Below are 17,072 nucleotides of genomic sequence, written 5' to 3' on the forward strand. Positions count from 1 at the left end.
TTAGGACTTCATCAAATAGGTGTTCTTGATCTTCTTGGTTGCCTCCGCGAACGGTCCGGTGCCGTGGTCGTGAAGTTCAATGCGAATGTCGGCCGCCGACGGGTCCTCCTCCAGCGACTGCTTGAAGTCACGCGACACCGCGGACAAGTGCTCAAGAATCCCCGTGGTGAGCGCGGTGCGCATCTGTTCGCGCTGGTCAGCGTCCAAGTTCTCCGCCGCCGAGGTGTCCCGCAGCTGGATATGTAAAGTGGGCCGCATCTCCAAGGCTCCAGTGTCCTGAAGCTCAATGCGGAACGAATCAATCAATGGTGCGTAACGCTCATCGCGGTACAAACCATTCTCAACGTCCAACGGGTAAATGTTGGCGCCCATGTACGAAATCGTGGAATCCGACCGACCAAACAGCAACACGAACGGCAGGCGCATTCCCTGACGCTTGAACGCATCAGACAAGCGTTTTGCTAAATGCGGGAATGCGCGCGTGATACCCACCATGTCGTCAAAGCTGATGAGCGTGGCCTCATCACCGATGTTGTAGCGAAGCCGGGGGCTCATCACCGCTGCTGAGTTAATCGTGACAATAAGCTCATTGTCTTCAGTTGTTTCCAAGAAGGTCTCAAGGGGGTTGTACTGGAAAATCATAGGAACGCGCGACTCGTTGTCGCCCAGCAGGGCCGTGCGGAAGTCGTTGTTGCGTGTCAGCTCTTTACGGATCTCAACAGCCACATCGGTTTCGCCAGCCATACCGATTGTCAGATCAGAGGCCCCGTAACCGGAGTACACGCGGTTGAACCGCTTCTCCACGTGCTCACGTAGACCCTCTGTCATGGCCTCGCCACCCACGAACCCGTTCAGAGTGAACTGGTCCCAGTACTCCGAACCACGCTCCGTGTCGTTGTCCATGTAATCGACGAGGTGTTTGAGGAACGGAGGATACGCACTGATCAAATACGTGTGATCCGGCCCAAAATGGGTCAACGTGTCAATGATCTTCTCGAGATCAGGGCCCGTGTTCTTCACCATGGCGACCTTGGCCATAGCCAGTCCCGTGTTCGTTCCCGTGGCCCACGCGCCCATGGAGAACGCGTTGATACAGAACAGGTCACGCGCACCGAACAAGAACGTCACGTACCCAGCCACATTACGGTGGACCGTGTCCAGTTCCTTTTTCGAGCGCATCCAGTTAAACGGCTTACCTGATGACCCGGACGATTCGTCCACGACCGTGCCCACGGTCTCAATGGAGCCGTTCCAGCACCGGTCGTCTTCGGAATACTGCGTGACGTAGTCGTGTTTATTGGTCGCAGGGTAGTTCTGCAGATCCCACCACGTGAACTCGTAGTCGTTTTCAACCAAATAGTCTTGGTACGCCGGAACGTCCAGGGACGCCTGTTGACAGATCATCCACGCGTTGAGCCGGGCAATGCGTTCGAGGCCCGGCTGGTAGTTGCGCGCCGTGAACCGCCAAATGGCCGGGTGTACACGATACGCCTTGTACGCAGTGGTCAAGCCCATGTTGGTCAGACGCAACAGGGTCTGGCGGGCGATATTGATGGCTCCACGTTTGATGTCGGGCTTGCGCAGTGCTGGACGCTTGTCTCTCATATGACCAAACCTAGTGTGCAGGTGTGAGATTTGACTAGATGTCACTTGCCAGAACTGTCACACGGGTAACGTGGGACGTGAAACGAAAGGAAACCTTCATGAACGAAATTCTGTCTCCCCAACTTCTTGACACGCTACGTGAACGCGCACCCCGCTATGACGCGAATAATGAGTTCTGTTTCGAGGACATGGAAGACTTGCGGGCAGCCGGTTACCTCACCATGTTGGTTCCTGAATCCTTTGGAGGGGCGGGCATGAGTGTCGCCCAGGTTTCTCGCGTTCAGCGCACGCTCGCCCAGGCCGCGCCGGCAACTGCGCTCGCCTTCAACATGCACCAGATCATTGTGGGACTGTGCGCGCGTTTGCACCGTGCGGGCGATTCGACCACCGACTGGGTCTTGCGCGACGCGATGGAAGGACACATTTTCGCGTTCGGTATCAGCGAAGCCGGTAACGACTCTGTTCTGTTCGACTCCACCACCGAGGCCGTCCCCACCGATGACGGCTACAAGCTCACGGGCACCAAGATCTTCACGTCCCTGTCGCCAGTGTGGACGCGTCTGGTTGTCCATGCTCGCGTAAAAGACTCAGACCAGCTGGTCTTCGGTTTCATCGACCGAGACTCCGAAGGAATCGACATCAAGGACGACTGGGACACCTTGGGCATGCGTGCCACCCAGTCGTGTACAACGGTCCTGAACAACGTGGTCCTGCCATCCGACCGCGTTGCCACACACACGCCCGTTGGGCCCAACGACAACCCGTTTGTGTTCGGGATTTTCGGGTGCTTCGAACTGTTCTTGGGCAGTGTGTACAACGGTATTGGTGAACGCGCTGTTGCCCTGGCCAGCGAGATCGTTAAGAAACGCATGTCTCGGGCAAAGGGTGAGCCGTACTCCAAGGACCCCGACATTCGTTGGCAGATCGCCTCCGCCGCAATCCTCATGGACGGTGCCAGCCTGCAGCTTGAAAAGCTCACGGAGGACTTTGACCTGGTGGGCACTGACCGAGATCCCAACTACGGCATGAAGTGGTTCCTGCACTTTTCGGCGGCGAAGAATAGGTCGGCCGAGGCGGCAAAGAGCGCCGTAGATACTGCCCTTCGCGTGTGTGGGGGCTCCCAGTACTATTCGCGCAGTGAACTCCAGCGCTTGTACCGGGATGTCCTGGCCGGAATTTACCAGCCTAGTGACAACGAAAGCCTGCACACCGCGTACGGCAACGCACTGCTGGGGCCCATCGAAGATTAAGCACTCCCAACGGCGCAAAACGAGCGAAACGGCGCATTATATTGCGTAGTTTCGCTCGTTTTGCGCCTTCTGGACTTAGCTACTCCACCCGGTGCGTCCCAACTGCGCAAAGCTGCGCGTACAGAGTCACTTCCTCACACCTCGGCAGGGGTTTCTGACTCGTTTAGCTACACTCCAGCTCGATTTCGCCCGTCGAGTGTAGCTAAACGCACTCCCAGCCCGAGGTCATCGTCTCTTCCGCTGTCGCTTTCCCGCCCGTGTCCGGGGTCACTGTTAAGGTGAACATATGCCCGTAAAAACGGGTGGTCAGTGCCACAAAAATGCGTGCTGATCTGAGTTCTGCAAGGAGAGTTTAATGTCGTCAGTGCCCTCCATTCTGAGTGAGTCGCTCGAACAGGTCGATCCGGAAATCGCGCAGGTTTTGGATGACGAACTGCAACGTCAGCGAGACACACTCGAGATGATTGCCTCGGAAAACTTCGTCCCCAAAGCCGTTTTGCAAGCACAGGGGTCGGTCCTCACAAACAAGTACGCGGAAGGATACCCGGGGCGCCGCTACTACGGAGGGTGCGAACACGTAGACGTCGCAGAGAACCTCGCGATTGACCGTGTGAAGGAACTCTTCGGAGCGAACTTCGCTAACGTGCAACCTCACTCTGGTGCTCAAGCAAATGCGGCAGTGATGCACGCTCTGGCTCGCCCGGGAGACACGCTCATGGGGATGAGCCTGGCACACGGTGGTCACTTGACCCACGGTATGAAGATCAACTTCTCTGGTCGCCTCTATGACATCGCTGCCTACGGTGTGGACGAAGCGACCAACCGCCTGGACATGGACAAGGTGCGCAAGACCGCACTGGAAAGCAAACCCAAAGTAATTGTGGCCGGATGGTCCGCCTACCCACGCCACCTCGACTTCGAAGCCTTCCGCGAAATCGCCGACGAAGTTGGTGCAAAGCTGTGGGTCGACATGGCGCACTTCGCGGGACTCGTCGCCGCAGGACTGCACCCCAGCCCAGTGCCATACGCTGACGTGGTGTCTTCAACCGTTCACAAGACCCTCAGCGGTCCACGTTCGGGTCTGATTCTGAGCCGTGACGAAGACATCGCTAAGAAGATCAACTCAGCTGTGTTCCCCGGTCAGCAGGGTGGTCCACTCATGCACGTGGTGGCGGCCAAGGCCATCGCGTTCAAGATCGCTCAGTCCGCCGAGTTCAAAGAAAAGCAAGAGCGTACTCTCCGCGGCGCAAAGATCCTGGCTGAACGCCTCCTCCAGGACGATGTCACCGACGCCGGTGTCAGCGTTCTGACAGAAGGAACCGACGTTCACCTGGTGCTCGTTGACCTGCGGAACTCCGCTCTCAACGGTCAGGAAGCAGAAGACCTGCTCCACTCGGTTGGAATCACGGTCAACCGCAACGCAGTTCCTTTCGACCCACGGCCACCCATGGTCACCTCGGGCCTGCGGGTGGGAACCCCGGCGCTTGCTTCCCGTGGCTTTGGTGACGAAGAATTCACCGAGGTCGCCGACATCATGGCGCAGGTCCTCAAGCCCGGCTGCGACCTGGACGAACAGCGCCAGCGCGTGGCTCGACTGACCCAAGCATTCCCGCTTTATGAAGGACTGAAACAGTACTGATGGCGCAGATTCTCGACGGAAAAGCGACTGCAAAAGCGCTCAAGCAGGAATTCTCTGAGCGCGTTGCGAGGCTAAAAGAACACGGAGTGACGCCTGGCCTGGGTACCTTGCTGGTAGGCGAGGACCCCGGCTCGCAATGGTACGTGGCGGGTAAACACCGCGACTGTGCCGAAGTCGGCATCGAGTCGATTCGTGAAGACCTCCCGGAAACCGCGACCCAGCAGGAAATCGAAGACGCAGTTCAGCGCCTTAACGACAACCCTGTATGCACCGGGTTCATCGTGCAGTTGCCACTGCCCAAAGGGATCGACACCAACCGGGTTTTGGAGCTGATCGACCCTGACAAGGACGCCGACGGCCTACACCCCATGAACTTGGGTCGCCTGGTTTTGCGGGTAGGTGAGGACGTTGAGTCGTCCTTGCCGTGTACACCGGTAGGGATCGTTGAGCTTCTAGAACGCCACGGTGTTGACTTAAACGGTAAACACGTCGTGGTGCTTGGCCGCGGAGTGACCGTGGGTCGCCCCATCGGGTTGATCCTGACCCGCCGCGCCGTGAACGCCACGGTGACGCTCACGCACACCGGAACCACAAACCTCAAGGAACTGCTCCAACAAGCCGATGTCGTTGTCGCCGCCGCAGGTGTCAAAGACATCGTGGATGGCGACTCGGTCAAGGACGGCGTGGTGCTGGTTGACGTGGGAGTTTCGCGCGAAACCGACCCCGAAACCGGTAAGTCCCGGGTTGTGGGCGACGTTTCCGAAGAGGCGCGCGCTAAGTCGTCGTTCTACTCGCCCAACCCTGGGGGAGTGGGACCCATGACGCGCGTTGAACTGTTGCGTAACGTCATTGAGAGCGCTGAACGGTCACTTGCGTAGTGGGCTGTAACCCAGTTACCCACCACAAGTAAGAGGTTTGCGCATAGGGGTGGTGTGTAACTGGCCGATTTTGGGCCGAAAAAGTGAACAAAACGAACAAAAAGGGTGTTTACCCACCAACCCTGTTCGAGGGGTGGTGGGTAAATGGTTCTTGTGCGCGTGGCGACGTGGTATCTGATTGGTGTGTCACATCTGCTCGGTAGAGCAGTCCAAGTGAAGCACTCCGGGTGTTTTAGCCAAGTCCAGACGGCGCAAAGCGAGCGGGACGTCGCATTATAATGCGTAGTCTTGCTCGCTTTGCGCCGTTTCGTTTGGCCGCAGTCGGCAGATTCGACTGTAACCACTTACGTTTCGGACCCCGAGGTGACCGTACCTGTTCGGGGCACGATACTGGCCGTGGTGGTGGGTGCAGTAGCGTCATCAGTTCGGGAGAGCGGCTCAAAGGTAAAGGTTCGGGGTGTGAACGATGTCCTGAAACCGGACAAGGTGGTTCACTCCGAGCGGTCTAGCTGGCTAAGTTTGCGCGCACACAGAAAAGCGAGGGGATATGAAATCCCCTCGCTTTTGTGTTTGCCGTCTGTGGCTGGTGCGCGTGTCTGCGGTTTACTGCAGGGCGAGCGTGAGCTTGAACAGAATGCGGGGTTTGTCTTTACCTGCGTAGTTGTCCATGAGCACGCTTTCGAACCCGATGGACGAGTGGAAAGCTACGGCTGCTGAGTTTTCAGGCATGGTCGTTGCCTGAACCTCGGTCTTACCCTTGTTGCGTGCCAACTCGATGAACGAGTCGTAGAGCTTGCGACCGATTCCCTGGTGACGGAAGTCGTCGCGAGCAGCAACGAGGTGGATATAAGCGGGGCCGTCCAGGGGAATAACACCCAGCAGGTACCCAACGATTTCGTTTTTGTATCGAGCGACCAGGCCAGACGCAGCCAACTGGCGGAACCAGTATGGATCGTGGTCTTCGCTGAGGTCGCGTTCGCCCCAAAACTTCTGTTGTTCGTCGACCAAGAAGGTGCGGAGGTCGTCCGCGTCGACTTCGTCGAGTGGGCTTACGGCTAGACGTTCAATGTCGAATTCCGGTGTTGCCATGAGTCGTCTCCTTGTCATCTCAGGACTTCTAACTGTACCCAATTTTCATGACAGGGACGTTAGCCGAGTCACTTGTAAGACATTGTGCGTGAAAAGATGAACACATGATTACAGTCGCTAGCGTTAATGTGAACGGAATCCGCGCAGCTATGCGGAAAGGAATGGAACCCTGGTATAACCAGCACACGCCACAGATTCTGACGCTGCAAGAAGTCAGAGCAGCAAATGACATTGCGTACAGCGTCATGGAACCATTTGGCGGGAACGCCTACAGCGCCGATGCGGAAGCAAAAGGACGGGCAGGTGTCGCGATTGTCTCTCAGACTCCAGCACGTGAAGTGCGCGTGGGGATTGGAGACGAGTACTTTGAACGTTCCGGTCGCTGGATCGAATGCGACTACGACCTGTCTGACGGTTCCACGCTGGCCGTGGTCTCCGCCTATGTACACTCAGGTGAAGCTGGAACGCCTAAACAAGACGATAAGTACCGGTTCTTAGATCGCATGAAAGAACGTTTGCCACAGCTTGCTGCAAGTGCCGACTACGCCCTCATCACCGGTGACTTGAACGTGGGCCACACAGAACTTGACATTAAGAACTGGAAAGCTAATCAGAAGAAGGCCGGGTTCCTCCCTGAAGAACGCGCGTACTTTGACGAATTCTTTGGCGACCTGGGTTGGGTTGACGTCCACCGCACGCTATCCGGTGAAACCCCTGGCCCATACACATGGTGGTCAATGCGAGGCAAGGCCTTCGACAATGACGCGGGGTGGAGGATCGACTACCACATGGCCACGCCCAACCTTGCTGAGTTGGCGTCGAACGCACGCGTTCACCGGGCCGCGTCATGGGGTGAGCGGTGGAGTGACCACGCGCCACTCGTCATTGATTACGACCTGCCGGAACTGGTGGGAAACGAATAGCCCGTAGAACGAATAACCAACAGCTGTAGCTCAGAGTAAAAACAAGCGGGGGCACACGTGTGAAAACGTGTGCCCCCGCCTGTTCTCTAGTAGCAGTGCGCTTAGCAGCAGCGTGCTTTAGGGTTTCGGTCCTGTTCGTCGGTGAGGTCCCGCCAGAACTGGCGTTCTCCCATGGCACCCTCGCAGGTGCCGTGGCGCTGTTTGTAGGACTCGAGGTAGTGCTTGTAAGCGTTTTCGCCCATCACTTCCTTGATGTACCAGTGAACAGCTTTCAACGGTTTGAGGACTGCCGAAATCCTACTCATGCGCTTCAACCTTCTGAGTCTGTTCCTTTTGGAACGCGTCCCACTGAGCCTGAACTTCGCGTTCTGCCTTCGTAGGAATAAGTCCCTTCGGAGCGAAGATCTTCGTGGGCACTGCTGGTTCTTCCGATGTAGTCACCTTACCGGTCGTAACGGCCTTGAAACATTGGTAGAGCGCCATGAGGACGACCATGAGCACCAGAACAGCGAAGACCACCGACAAGGTTCCTTGGATGAACGTGTTGCGAACAACCGCGCGCATCGCTTCTTCGCCCTGAATGTTGCCCATCGAGGTTTCTCCCGCGGCCAGCTTTTCGCGAACGGCAAAGTGCTGTGCCCAGTAACCAAGTTTGGGGTTAGGGGAGAAGATCTTCTGGGCAGACGCGGTCATTGTCACGGCCAGGTCCCATGCGAGGGGGACACCTGGTATCCACGCGTACTTCGCGTATCCAGACTTGACCACGATCGCGAGCACAACTGATAGGGCAACCGCTGCAAGAAGCTGGTTAGAGATTCCGAACAGCGGGAACAACGTGTTGATTCCACCCAACGGGTCAGTCACACCGATGACCAGGATTGAACCCCAGCCGGCAACCATAATGAAAGTGGTGAGCCATGCACCGACATTCCATGACGGGTCACGGAACTTAGGCATGAAGTTACCCAGCAGGTCAGACAACATGAAGCGAGCAACGCGAGTACCGGCGTCAATCGTGGTAAGGATGAACAGTGCTTCGAACATCACCGCGAAGTGGTACCAGAAACTCATCCAGGCTGGCCCACCGAACACGGAGTGCAGAATGTGCGCCATACCCATAGCCAAAGTGGGAGCGCCACCGGTACGAGACACGATGGAGGATTCCCCGACGTCATGCGCGGCTTGTTCAAGCATCTCTGGGGTTACGTCAATGCCGGGCATTCCCAGTTTGTTCGTAATGAAGTCTGCTGCTCCCTGAGGTGTTCCACCGGTGAGTGGTTCAGCCGCGTTCATGGCGAAGTAGATTCCCTTGTCCAAGCTGACAGCTGCGACAAGCGCCATGATGGCAACGAACGACTCCATGAGCATGCCACCGTAACCGATGAGGCGGGCCTGCGACTCCTTTTCAAGAAGCTTAGGAGTGGTTCCAGACGAAATCAGTGCGTGGAACCCAGACAGCGCACCACACGCAATCGTGATGAACAGGAATGGGAACAGGGTACCTGCGAACGCGGGGCCCTGGTCGTTAGACGCGAATGGCGTGATGGCAGGCATCTGAACCTCTGGGTTCACCAGAATGATTCCCACCGCCAGTAGAGCGATGGTACCGATTTTCATGAACGTCGACAGGTAGTCACGGGGTGCCAGGAGCATCCACACTGGAAGAACTGCAGCAATGAATCCGTAGATCATGAGGCCCCATGCCAGCTGCACCTTGCTGAGGTGGAAGACCTCTGACCATACGGGGTCGTTGTGAACCCATCCACCTACAACAATCGCAAGGATGAGCAAGGTAATGCCGATTACCGATGTCTCCACGATCGCACCTGGACGCAGGTAACGCATGTAGAAGCCCATGAGGAACGCGATCGGGATGGTCATTGCGATTGAGAAGACACCCCATGGCGATTCGGCGAGTGCGTTAATGATGACCACACCCAGAACCGCAATCAGAATGGTCATGATGAGGATGATCCCGATGGAGGTGATAATGCCTCCGACGTTGCCGAGTTCGTCACGCGCCATCTGGCCCAGTGAGCGACCGTTACGGCGGGTCGAGAAGTAGAGGACCATGTAGTCCTGAACTGCGCCGGCAACAATCACACCCAGAACGATCCACAACGTTCCGGGAAGGTATCCCATCTGCGCGGCAAGGATGGGGCCAACAAGCGGTCCGGCACCGGAAATCGCAGCAAAGTGGTGTCCAAACAGAACGCGACGGTCGGTAGGCGTGAAGTCCCTACCGTTATCGTTGAGCTCAGCGGGTGTGGCGCGCTTAGGGTCAGGGCGGCACACTTTCCATTCGATGAACTTGGCGTAGAACCTAAAAGCAATGAGGTAGGAGCCCACTGCCGCGGCGACGAACCAGCTAGCACTGAGCTGTTCACCGCGAACGATCGCGATCATTGTCCAACCGAGACCGGCGATGAGGGCAATGGCTACCCATAAGACGATTTTGCCCGGCGTCCACCGGGGCTTCTCTTCCACTGCAACTGGTGGGAGAGCTTCATCGGTCTTGACGTACTCAACCGACATATGAGCTCCTTTTTGGGCTGGTTCGTCGCAAGCGACGAAGGTCGTAAATTAACATCCACACGGAGTGTGTTTGCGGTTCCTCCATCTTTGGAGGTAATTAGCATAATACTTTGATGTGACTCGGAGCACATACGATCAACGCGTGTTTTGCTAACTGAGACGGTTCCGTTGTCCTGAAGTGGCAGAATGGTGAACATGAGTCAATCAGCTGTCACCCGCCCTCGTTCACTCTCAGGTGTGCAAGCGACCTCGGGGTCCCTCCACCTCGGAAACTACATTGGTGCCCTCCAACAGTTCGTTGCGCAACAGGACACCCACGATGCCTTCTTCTTCATCGCAAACATGCACGCGATCACGGTGGAGCAGAACCCAGAAGAACTTCGCGAGCGCACACTGCGCACGGCAGCCCAGTTCATCGCTGCGGGACTCGACCCTGAAAAGTCCACGATCTTTGTGCAGTCGCACGTGGACGCTCACACAAAGCTCAGCTGGATTCTGGAATGCACCACGTCGCTGGGTGAAGCACAGCGCATGACCCAGTTCAAAGACAAATCAGCAAAGAACGAACACGTGTCACTGGGGCTACTCACGTATCCCGCTCTCATGGCCGCTGACATCCTCCTTTATCAGGCCGATATCGTTCCCGTGGGGGAGGACCAGCGCCAACACTTGGAGCTGACTCGCAACTTGGCAGAACGCTTTAACAACCGGTACGGCGAAACATTCAAAGTGCCTGAAGCGGGAATCCTCAAGCAAACGGCAAAGATCTACGACCTCCAAGACCCGTCGGCAAAAATGTCGAAGTCGGGGAAGAACCCAGCTGGTCGCATCGACATCCTTGATGAGCCCAAGGTTCTTCAGAAGAAATTTAAGTCGGCCGTCACCGACACCGACACCGTGATTGCCTACGACCCAGAGAACAAGCCGGGAGTATCTAACCTACTCACCATCTACTCGTCGCTGTCAGGCCAGAGCATTGACAGCATCGTCGCTGAGTTCGAAGGAAAGATGTACGGCCACCTCAAGGTCGCGCTTGCCGACCTCGCGGTTGAAGCTCTCACCCCCGTACGCACCCGCACCAACGAGCTCCTGGAGGACCGGGCGGAACTCCAGCGGATTCTTCTCAACGGTGCTAACAAGGCGACCCAGATCGCAGACGCCACCGTCAAGAACGCGTACGACCGCGTCGGTTTTCTCTAAACTCCCCACCCCACCACCACAAAGGAGCACCACCAGGTGGCCAAGAAGTACAAACCCAACAACATCGCCCCAGAAGTCATCCACACAGCCGCTCGTGTGGAAGACAAAGTCCAAGACTGGCTCCGCAAACAAGCGAACAACCGCGGATGGAAGCGCACAGTTATCGCGTATGACTCCTACGGAACTGAAACCTTCATTAGGGTTTTGGCCCGCACGGTTTTGACCAAGACCGGCCAACCGGCAGCAGACGTCCACGCGAGTATCCGAGGGTTCAGGTCGTTTGGGTCCATCCCGCTCAACGAGGCGACAGCGTGGGTGAGGGTGAACGGCCAGGAACACATGGTGTCCTCCGACCGAGGTGGCATTATCGACGCTGTCATTCCCGGCGACTTTGAGCCGGGGAAAGTGGAGTTGGAAATCTGGACCCAGGGTTCGCTTGTAGACACGGCAACCGCGTATGTGGTGGCAGACGAGGAGAAGTTTGGCATCATCTCCGACATCGACGACACGGTCATGGTGACCGCGTTGCCTCGCCCGTTCTTGGCTGTGTGGAACACGTTCGTGCTGGATGAACACGCGCGCTCGCCAGTGGCCGGGATGTCGGTTCTGTACGACCGCCTCACCTACCTGCGTCCGCACGCCCCCATCATCTACTTGTCTACGGGTGCGTGGAATGTGGCTCTGACGCTCAAGCGTTTCTTGTCTAGAAACCTGTACCCGGACGGGCCGTTCTTGCTCACAGACTGGGGGCCCACGGCTACGCGTGCGTTCCGTTCGGGCCAGGAACACAAACGCATCCAGTTGGAGCGGCTGGCCCGGGAGTTCCCCAACATCAAGTGGCTGTTGATCGGTGATGACGGCCAGCACGACGAAGAACTTTACGGCGAATTCGTCGAAAACCACCCCAACAACGTGGTCGCAGTATGCATTCGTCAGCTCACGGTTGGTGAAGCGGTGTGGGCCGGTGGGCGTTCAAAGAACTCCGGGCGTGGCCAAGGCGTTCCGTGGATCTACGCTCCAGACGGAGCGGGCCTCATGGAGAAGATGAACGACCGCGGAATCATCGTCTAAACGCAACAGCCATCACCCGGTTTAGCCCTCTACATCCACCCCAAAACACTGGGCATCCGCGAACGTGTCGATGTCCGCGGTCGTCGCCTGCTCAAGGTGAACGGGAACCCACGTACAGCGGTCGTAAAGGGTACGAGCGGGCCGGTGGGCCACCTCGGCGGTGGATACCACTTCAGCCAGCGCCCGGGCGCGCCACACGGCCGTCAGGTACTGCGCCCGCCCGGCGGGATCAACGGCAACCGCACAATCCGACTCACCTACCGCGTCGACGAGCGCGCGAATCGTGTGTGCGTCGATGCGGGGGAGATCGGCGGCAAGGACCGCCACAAACTCAGTTGTCACATGCGCCACCCCGGTGGCGATCGCCGCGGCAGGGCCAGAAAAGGGCGGGTCTTCGCGTAGGTGGGTGACGTGCCCGAGGTCGTCCAACCCTTCCGTGTTACCCACCACGACTGCGCGGCAGTGCGGGGAGACTCCGCGGACTGCGGTGAGAGCACGTTTGATGAGCGGAACGCCATCCACGGTGAGTGCGGTCTTGGTGAGGCCGCCCAGACGAGTGGCTTTCCCACCGGACACCAGAAGGGCACTGAGCGAAAGGTGATCAGTGCGTGAGCCTTGACTCACGTGCTGGAACCTTCCTGGTTCTCGGGCTTCCAATCGCCTGTGCGGGAGCGCTTGCGGCGCGAACGGTACATGAGCGCACCGCCCACAACGGCGAAAATGGCGACGGGTAGCCCAAGTGCAAGCCCTACGTTGTTAGGGATTGCGATTCCTGCGGCTTGGGACTCACCGGCTTCTTCACGCGGCTCACCAGTCGCGCCACCCGCGCCCCCAACAGACGCAACAGGCGACGGCGTGCTCAGATCCTCGAACGCCACGGTGCGCGTGACCTGCGGGTGCTTTTGGTTAAACGCCCAGTTGAGGAGGTCAGCGGTCGCCTGCCGGCTCTGCGTTTGCGCGCGCAGAACCACCGCAACGTACGTGGTGTCGCCTCGAGTGGCAGCCCCCACGAACGAACCACGGGCTTCTTGCGTGTACCCGTTCTTCAAACCGATAGCCCCGTCAACCAGCCCAACCAGGCGCGTGTGATTCTGGATCTGGTATCCCTGGACCTTCTCCTTTTTGTTGTGGTCATACCCACCGGGGAAGTCCAGGGTCTGGGTCTTGACGATTGTCATGAGGTACTTGTTCTTGATGAACTCATGGGAAAGCTTCAGCAGGTCATCCACCGTGGTTCCCTGCCCAGGCGCATCCAGCCCGCTTGTAGTGCCCACAGTGGTCGAGCCCATCCCCAACTGCGTGGCTTTGCGGTGCATGAGTTCCAGGGCCTTGTCTTGCCCGCCCACGGCTTCGCCTAACGCGTGTGCAGAGTCGTTGGCGCTGGCCATCAGCATTGAGTGGAAAAGCAGGTCGATTGAGTATTCGTTATCGCGCAACAAACCCACGCGGGTGCCGTCGACGTTTGTGGTCTCTTCCGTGATGCGCTGCTTTTTCTTGACGTCAGGGAGTTCGTCGACCAGGGCCAGCGCCGTGAGGAGTTTCTGCACTGACGCAGGCGAAGCGACCACGTCCTCGCCGCGGGACACCAAGACTTCGCCGGTGTCCAGGTTGGCTACGAGCCACGCGTCGGCCGCCGGGGTGGGTGGGGGAGTGCCGTCACCTATGTTTTCCGGGCTGGTGTATGTGGCCGAGGTGGGTTCTGCCGGTTGCGCCACAACCGTGTGCGCGCTCGCAGGCTTCGTTCCCGCAACGTTCACGGCCCCCACGCCAGTAAAGGTTGCGAGGGCAACAATGGCCGCCGCAAAAAAGCGACGGCCACATGTTAGGTGGTATAAAGCCACGTTAGAACGCTCGAGTGAGCAACGCCTGCTTAACTTCGGAAATTGCCTTGGTGACTTCAATTCCACGAGGGCAAGCTTCCGTGCAGTTGAAGGTGGTGCGGCAGCGCCACACACCTTCCTTGTCGTTGAGAACCTCGAGGCGCATGTCGCCACCTTCGTCACGTGAGTCGAAGATGAAGCGGTGTGCGTTCACAATTGCAGCCGGTCCAAAGTACTGGCCATCGGTCCAGAACACTGGGCAGGACGACGTACACGAAGCACACAGGATGCACTTGGTGGTGTCGTCGAAGATGGCGCGGTCTTCAGGCGACTGCAGGCGTTCGCGAGTAGGTTCGTGACCAGAAGTGATCAAGAACGGCATGATTTCGCGGTAGGACTGGAAGAACGGTTCCATGTCCACGATGAGGTCTTTTTCAAGAGGCAGGCCCTTGATCGCTTCCACCGTGATGGGCTTGTTGGTGTCCAGGTCCTTCAGCAGGGTCTTACATGCCAGGCGGTTACGCCCGTTAATTCGCATTGCGTCCGATCCACAGACACCGTGCGCACATGAACGGCGGAACGACAGGCTACCGTCGATTTCCCACTTGATCTTGTGCAGAGCGTCCAAGATACGGTCCGTGCCGTACATGGTGACTTTGTAGTCTTCCCAGTGTGGCTCGGAGTCAGCTTCGGGGTCGAAGCGTGCAATACGGATTGTGCAATCGAACGATGGGATTTCTCCGCCACCGCCACCCAGGTGATCTGGAAGATCAACCTTGGACGCTGGCTCAGCTGTCTTTACTTCTTTTTCACTCATCAGTACTTACGCTCCATAGGCTGGTACCGCGTTACGACAACGGGCTTCGTTTCCAAACGCATTCCTGCAACACCTTCAGCGGTTGCTGATTCGTCCAGGTAGGTCATGGTGTGGTGCATGAAGTTTTCGTCGTCACGCTTCGGGAAGTCTTCGCGGAAGTGTCCGCCACGCGATTCCTTACGGTGCAGAGCGGCAACCGTAACCACCTCGGCGATTTCAAGAAGGAAGCCCAACTCGACTGCTTCGAGGAGATCCAGGTTGTAACGCTTACCGCGGTCGTGGATGCCCACGTTCTTGTAGCGTTCACGCAAAGCGGCGATGTCCTTAAGCGCCGTGCGCAGGGTTTCTTCAGTACGGAACACCTGTACGTGGGTGTCCATGGTTTCCTGAAGGTCCTTACGGATCGCGCCGATCAGTTCTGAACCGTTGGAACGACGCATGGTTTCGATCATGTCGACCGTGCGGTCAGCAGCGCCTTCCGGCAGTTCAGGAAGCGTTGCGGTCTTGGAGTATTCCGCAGCCGCGATTCCCGCACGCTTACCGAACACGTTGATGTCCAGCAGCGAGTTGGTTCCCAGACGGTTTGAACCGTGGACCGAAACACATGCACATTCACCGGCAGCGTAGAGGCCAGGAACTACCGTGTCGTTGTCGGAAAGAACCTGCGATTCAACGTTGGTGGGGATACCACCCATGGCGTAGTGAGCCGTTGGGAACACTGGAACAGGTTCCGTGTAGGGCTCAACACCCAGGTAGGTGCGGGCGAATTCGGTAATGTCTGGAAGTTTCGCATCGATGTGTGCTGGTTCCAGGTGGGTGAGGTCCAGAAGAACGTAGTCCTTGTTTGGTCCACAACCGCGACCCTCGCGCACTTCGTTAGCCATGGAACGAGCCACGATGTCACGTGGAGCCAAGTCCTTAATGGTGGGTGCGTAGCGCTCCATAAAGCGCTCACCCTCGGAGTTACGCAGAACTGCACCTTCACCTCGGGCAGCCTCAGACAGGAGGATTCCCAAGCCTGCCAAGCCGGTTGGGTGGAACTGGAAGAACTCCATGTCTTCAAGCGGAAGCCCGTTGCGGTAGGTCACAGCAACACCGTCACCGGTGAGCGTGTGCGCATTCGAGGTGGTCTTGAAAACCTTTCCGAAACCACCGGTTGCGAACACAACGGCCTTCGAGCGGAACACGTGGATTTCGCCGGTTGCCAGTTCGTACGCAACGACACCAGCCGGACGGCGCTGGCCATCCACCTCGGTCATTACCAGGTCAAGAACGTAGAACTCGTTGTAAAACTCAACACCGTGCTTGACACAGTTTTGGTAGAGGGTCTGAAGAATCATGTGACCGGTACGGTCAGCGGCGTAGCACGCGCGACGCACAGGCGACTTACCGTGGTCGCGGGTGTGTCCACCGAAGCGACGCTGGTCAATCTTGCCTTCAGGCGTACGGTTGAACGGCAGACCCATCTTTTCCAGGTCAAGAACCGCGTCGATGGCTTCCTTTGCCATGACTTCAGCTGCGTCCTGGTCGACCAGGTAGTCGCCACCCTTAATGGTGTCGAACGTGTGCCATTCCCAGTTGTCTTCTTCAACGTTGGCAAGTGCTGCACACATACCACCCTGAGCTGCACCGGTGTGCGAACGGGTTGGGTACAGCTTGGTGAGAACAGCTGTGCGTGCGCGCTGTCCGGATTCGATCGCTGCGCGCATGCCGGCGCCACCTGCGCCGACGATGACAACGTCGTACTCATGTACCTGCATAGATACTCAATTCTCCTTTAAACGACTGTCACTAAGCGGTGCAGAAGGTGGGCAGAAGTTCAGCAGCGGTGTTCGCTGGGCAAGGGTCGAAGGTGAAGATCACCAGGGTTCCCAGAACCACAACGATGGCCGAAGCGATGTACAGAACCAGCTGTAGAACAACGTTGGTAGCTGGCTTTTCTGCGTAGTCGTTGATGATGGTGCGCAGACCATTGGTTCCGTGGATCATGGCCAGCCACAGCATAGCCAGGTCCCAGATCTGCCAGAAGGGGTTAGCCCACTTACCGGCGACGAAACCGAAGTCGAGTCCCTGCACACCTTCGCCCTGCCACAGGTTGACGAACAGGTGACCAAAAATCAGGAACACAAGAAGCAGACCCGAGATACGCATGAACAGCCACGCGGCAAGTTCGAACTTAGAACGGGTGTTCTTGTGGCGCTTGTATTCGCTACGAGGAGCGGGAATTGAAGTTGCCGTCACTATT

At 57.6% G+C, this 17,072-nt stretch carries 15 protein-coding genes; 6 read left to right on the top strand and 9 right to left on the bottom strand.

What is annotated here, in order from left to right; genetic code table 11:
• Positions 1–1,605: a phenylacetate--CoA ligase family protein gene (locus tag JOE56_RS07980; RefSeq protein WP_239530403.1), complete on the bottom strand. Its 1,605-nt coding sequence runs from the start codon at positions 1,603–1,605 to the stop codon at positions 1–3.
• A 98-nt stretch (positions 1,606–1,703) separates the two neighbouring features.
• On the opposite strand from JOE56_RS07980, the gene JOE56_RS07985 reads away from it, so the two are divergent.
• The 3 genes from JOE56_RS07985 to JOE56_RS07995 all read left to right on the top strand — a co-directional run bounded on the left by JOE56_RS07985 (position 1,704) and on the right by JOE56_RS07995 (position 5,372).
• Positions 1,704–2,855, top strand: a complete 1,152-nt coding sequence (locus JOE56_RS07985) for an acyl-CoA dehydrogenase family protein (protein WP_204515559.1) — start codon at positions 1,704–1,706, stop codon at positions 2,853–2,855.
• A gap of 355 nt (positions 2,856–3,210) precedes the next feature.
• Positions 3,211–4,494 (top strand): serine hydroxymethyltransferase, encoded by a 1,284-nt coding sequence (gene glyA / locus JOE56_RS07990; protein WP_204515560.1) that lies wholly within the window; start codon positions 3,211–3,213, stop codon positions 4,492–4,494.
• On the top strand, positions 4,491–5,372 hold the full coding sequence (locus tag JOE56_RS07995) for a bifunctional methylenetetrahydrofolate dehydrogenase/methenyltetrahydrofolate cyclohydrolase (protein ID WP_204516109.1): 882 nt from the start codon (positions 4,491–4,493) through the stop codon (positions 5,370–5,372). The genes glyA and JOE56_RS07995 overlap by 4 nt, the downstream gene beginning before the upstream one ends.
• Before the next feature lie 603 nt (positions 5,373–5,975).
• Here JOE56_RS07995 and JOE56_RS08000 read toward each other — a convergent pair.
• A complete protein-coding gene (locus JOE56_RS08000) occupies positions 5,976–6,461 on the bottom strand; it encodes a GNAT family N-acetyltransferase (protein WP_204515561.1) in 486 nt (161 codons plus the stop codon).
• A 104-nt stretch (positions 6,462–6,565) separates the two neighbouring features.
• On the opposite strand from JOE56_RS08000, the gene xth reads away from it, so the two are divergent.
• The gene (gene xth / locus JOE56_RS08005; protein ID WP_204515562.1) at positions 6,566–7,384 is read left to right on the top strand and encodes an exodeoxyribonuclease III; all 819 of its coding nucleotides are present in this window, start codon (positions 6,566–6,568) and stop codon (positions 7,382–7,384) included.
• A gap of 101 nt (positions 7,385–7,485) precedes the next feature.
• On the opposite strand, the gene JOE56_RS08010 is transcribed toward xth, so the two are convergent.
• Both JOE56_RS08010 and JOE56_RS08015 read right to left on the bottom strand, forming a co-directional pair.
• Positions 7,486–7,689, bottom strand: a complete 204-nt coding sequence (locus JOE56_RS08010; protein ID WP_204515563.1) for a YbdD/YjiX family protein — start codon at positions 7,687–7,689, stop codon at positions 7,486–7,488.
• The gene (locus JOE56_RS08015) at positions 7,682–9,919 is read right to left on the bottom strand and encodes a carbon starvation CstA family protein (protein WP_204515564.1); all 2,238 of its coding nucleotides are present in this window, start codon (positions 9,917–9,919) and stop codon (positions 7,682–7,684) included. The genes JOE56_RS08010 and JOE56_RS08015 overlap by 8 nt, the downstream gene beginning before the upstream one ends.
• 186 nt (positions 9,920–10,105) lie before the next feature.
• Here JOE56_RS08015 and trpS point away from each other — a divergent pair, with 186 nt between their 5' ends.
• Both trpS and JOE56_RS08025 read left to right on the top strand, forming a co-directional pair.
• On the top strand, positions 10,106–11,119 hold the full coding sequence (gene trpS, locus JOE56_RS08020) for a tryptophan--tRNA ligase (protein WP_204515565.1): 1,014 nt from the start codon (positions 10,106–10,108) through the stop codon (positions 11,117–11,119).
• 36 nt (positions 11,120–11,155) lie between these two features.
• Positions 11,156–12,190, top strand: a complete 1,035-nt coding sequence (locus tag JOE56_RS08025; protein ID WP_204515566.1) for a phosphatase domain-containing protein — start codon at positions 11,156–11,158, stop codon at positions 12,188–12,190.
• A gap of 21 nt (positions 12,191–12,211) precedes the next feature.
• On the opposite strand, the gene mobA is transcribed toward JOE56_RS08025, so the two are convergent.
• From mobA to JOE56_RS08050, 5 genes are read right to left on the bottom strand one after another with little or no spacing between them, the layout of a single operon-like run.
• A complete protein-coding gene (mobA, locus tag JOE56_RS08030) occupies positions 12,212–12,814 on the bottom strand; it encodes an NTP transferase domain-containing protein (protein WP_204515567.1) in 603 nt (200 codons plus the stop codon).
• A complete protein-coding gene (locus JOE56_RS08035) occupies positions 12,811–14,031 on the bottom strand; it encodes a D-alanyl-D-alanine carboxypeptidase (protein ID WP_204515568.1) in 1,221 nt (406 codons plus the stop codon). The genes mobA and JOE56_RS08035 overlap by 4 nt, the downstream gene beginning before the upstream one ends.
• Position 14,032: 1 nt before the next feature.
• Positions 14,033–14,827 (bottom strand): succinate dehydrogenase iron-sulfur subunit, encoded by a 795-nt coding sequence (locus JOE56_RS08040; RefSeq protein WP_102238594.1) that lies wholly within the window; start codon positions 14,825–14,827, stop codon positions 14,033–14,035.
• Positions 14,827–16,587 (bottom strand): succinate dehydrogenase flavoprotein subunit, encoded by a 1,761-nt coding sequence (gene sdhA / locus JOE56_RS08045; protein WP_204515569.1) that lies wholly within the window; start codon positions 16,585–16,587, stop codon positions 14,827–14,829. Before sdhA ends, JOE56_RS08040 begins: the two co-directional genes overlap by 1 nt.
• A gap of 31 nt (positions 16,588–16,618) precedes the next feature.
• On the bottom strand, positions 16,619–17,068 hold the full coding sequence (locus JOE56_RS08050) for a succinate dehydrogenase/fumarate reductase transmembrane subunit (RefSeq protein ID WP_204515570.1): 450 nt from the start codon (positions 17,066–17,068) through the stop codon (positions 16,619–16,621).
• Positions 17,069–17,072: the final 4 nt, after the last annotated feature.

Origin of the sequence: Brevibacterium paucivorans, assembly GCF_016907735.1 — a bacterium.
GTDB classification, from domain to species: Bacteria; Actinomycetota; Actinomycetes; order Actinomycetales; family Brevibacteriaceae; genus Brevibacterium; species Brevibacterium paucivorans.

Excerpts from the sequence above, each read along its gene's own strand:
- JOE56_RS08000 (WP_204515561.1), bottom strand. The coding sequence starts at position 6,461 with ATGGCAACACCGGAATTCGACATTGAACGTCTAGCCGTAAGCCCACTC.
- xth (WP_204515562.1), top strand. The coding sequence starts at position 6,566 with ATGATTACAGTCGCTAGCGTTAATGTGAACGGAATCCGCGCAGCTATG.
- JOE56_RS07980 (WP_239530403.1), bottom strand. The coding sequence starts at position 1,605 with ATGAGAGACAAGCGTCCAGCACTGCGCAAGCCCGACATCAAACGTGGA.
- sdhA (WP_204515569.1), bottom strand. The coding sequence starts at position 16,587 with ATGCAGGTACATGAGTACGACGTTGTCATCGTCGGCGCAGGTGGCGCC.
- glyA (WP_204515560.1), top strand. The coding sequence starts at position 3,211 with ATGTCGTCAGTGCCCTCCATTCTGAGTGAGTCGCTCGAACAGGTCGAT.
- JOE56_RS08015 (WP_204515564.1), bottom strand. The coding sequence starts at position 9,919 with ATGTCGGTTGAGTACGTCAAGACCGATGAAGCTCTCCCACCAGTTGCA.
- trpS (WP_204515565.1), top strand. The coding sequence starts at position 10,106 with ATGGTGAACATGAGTCAATCAGCTGTCACCCGCCCTCGTTCACTCTCA.
- JOE56_RS08010 (WP_204515563.1), bottom strand. The coding sequence starts at position 7,689 with ATGAGTAGGATTTCGGCAGTCCTCAAACCGTTGAAAGCTGTTCACTGG.
- JOE56_RS08040 (WP_102238594.1), bottom strand. The coding sequence starts at position 14,827 with ATGAGTGAAAAAGAAGTAAAGACAGCTGAGCCAGCGTCCAAGGTTGAT.
- JOE56_RS07985 (WP_204515559.1), top strand. The coding sequence starts at position 1,704 with ATGAACGAAATTCTGTCTCCCCAACTTCTTGACACGCTACGTGAACGC.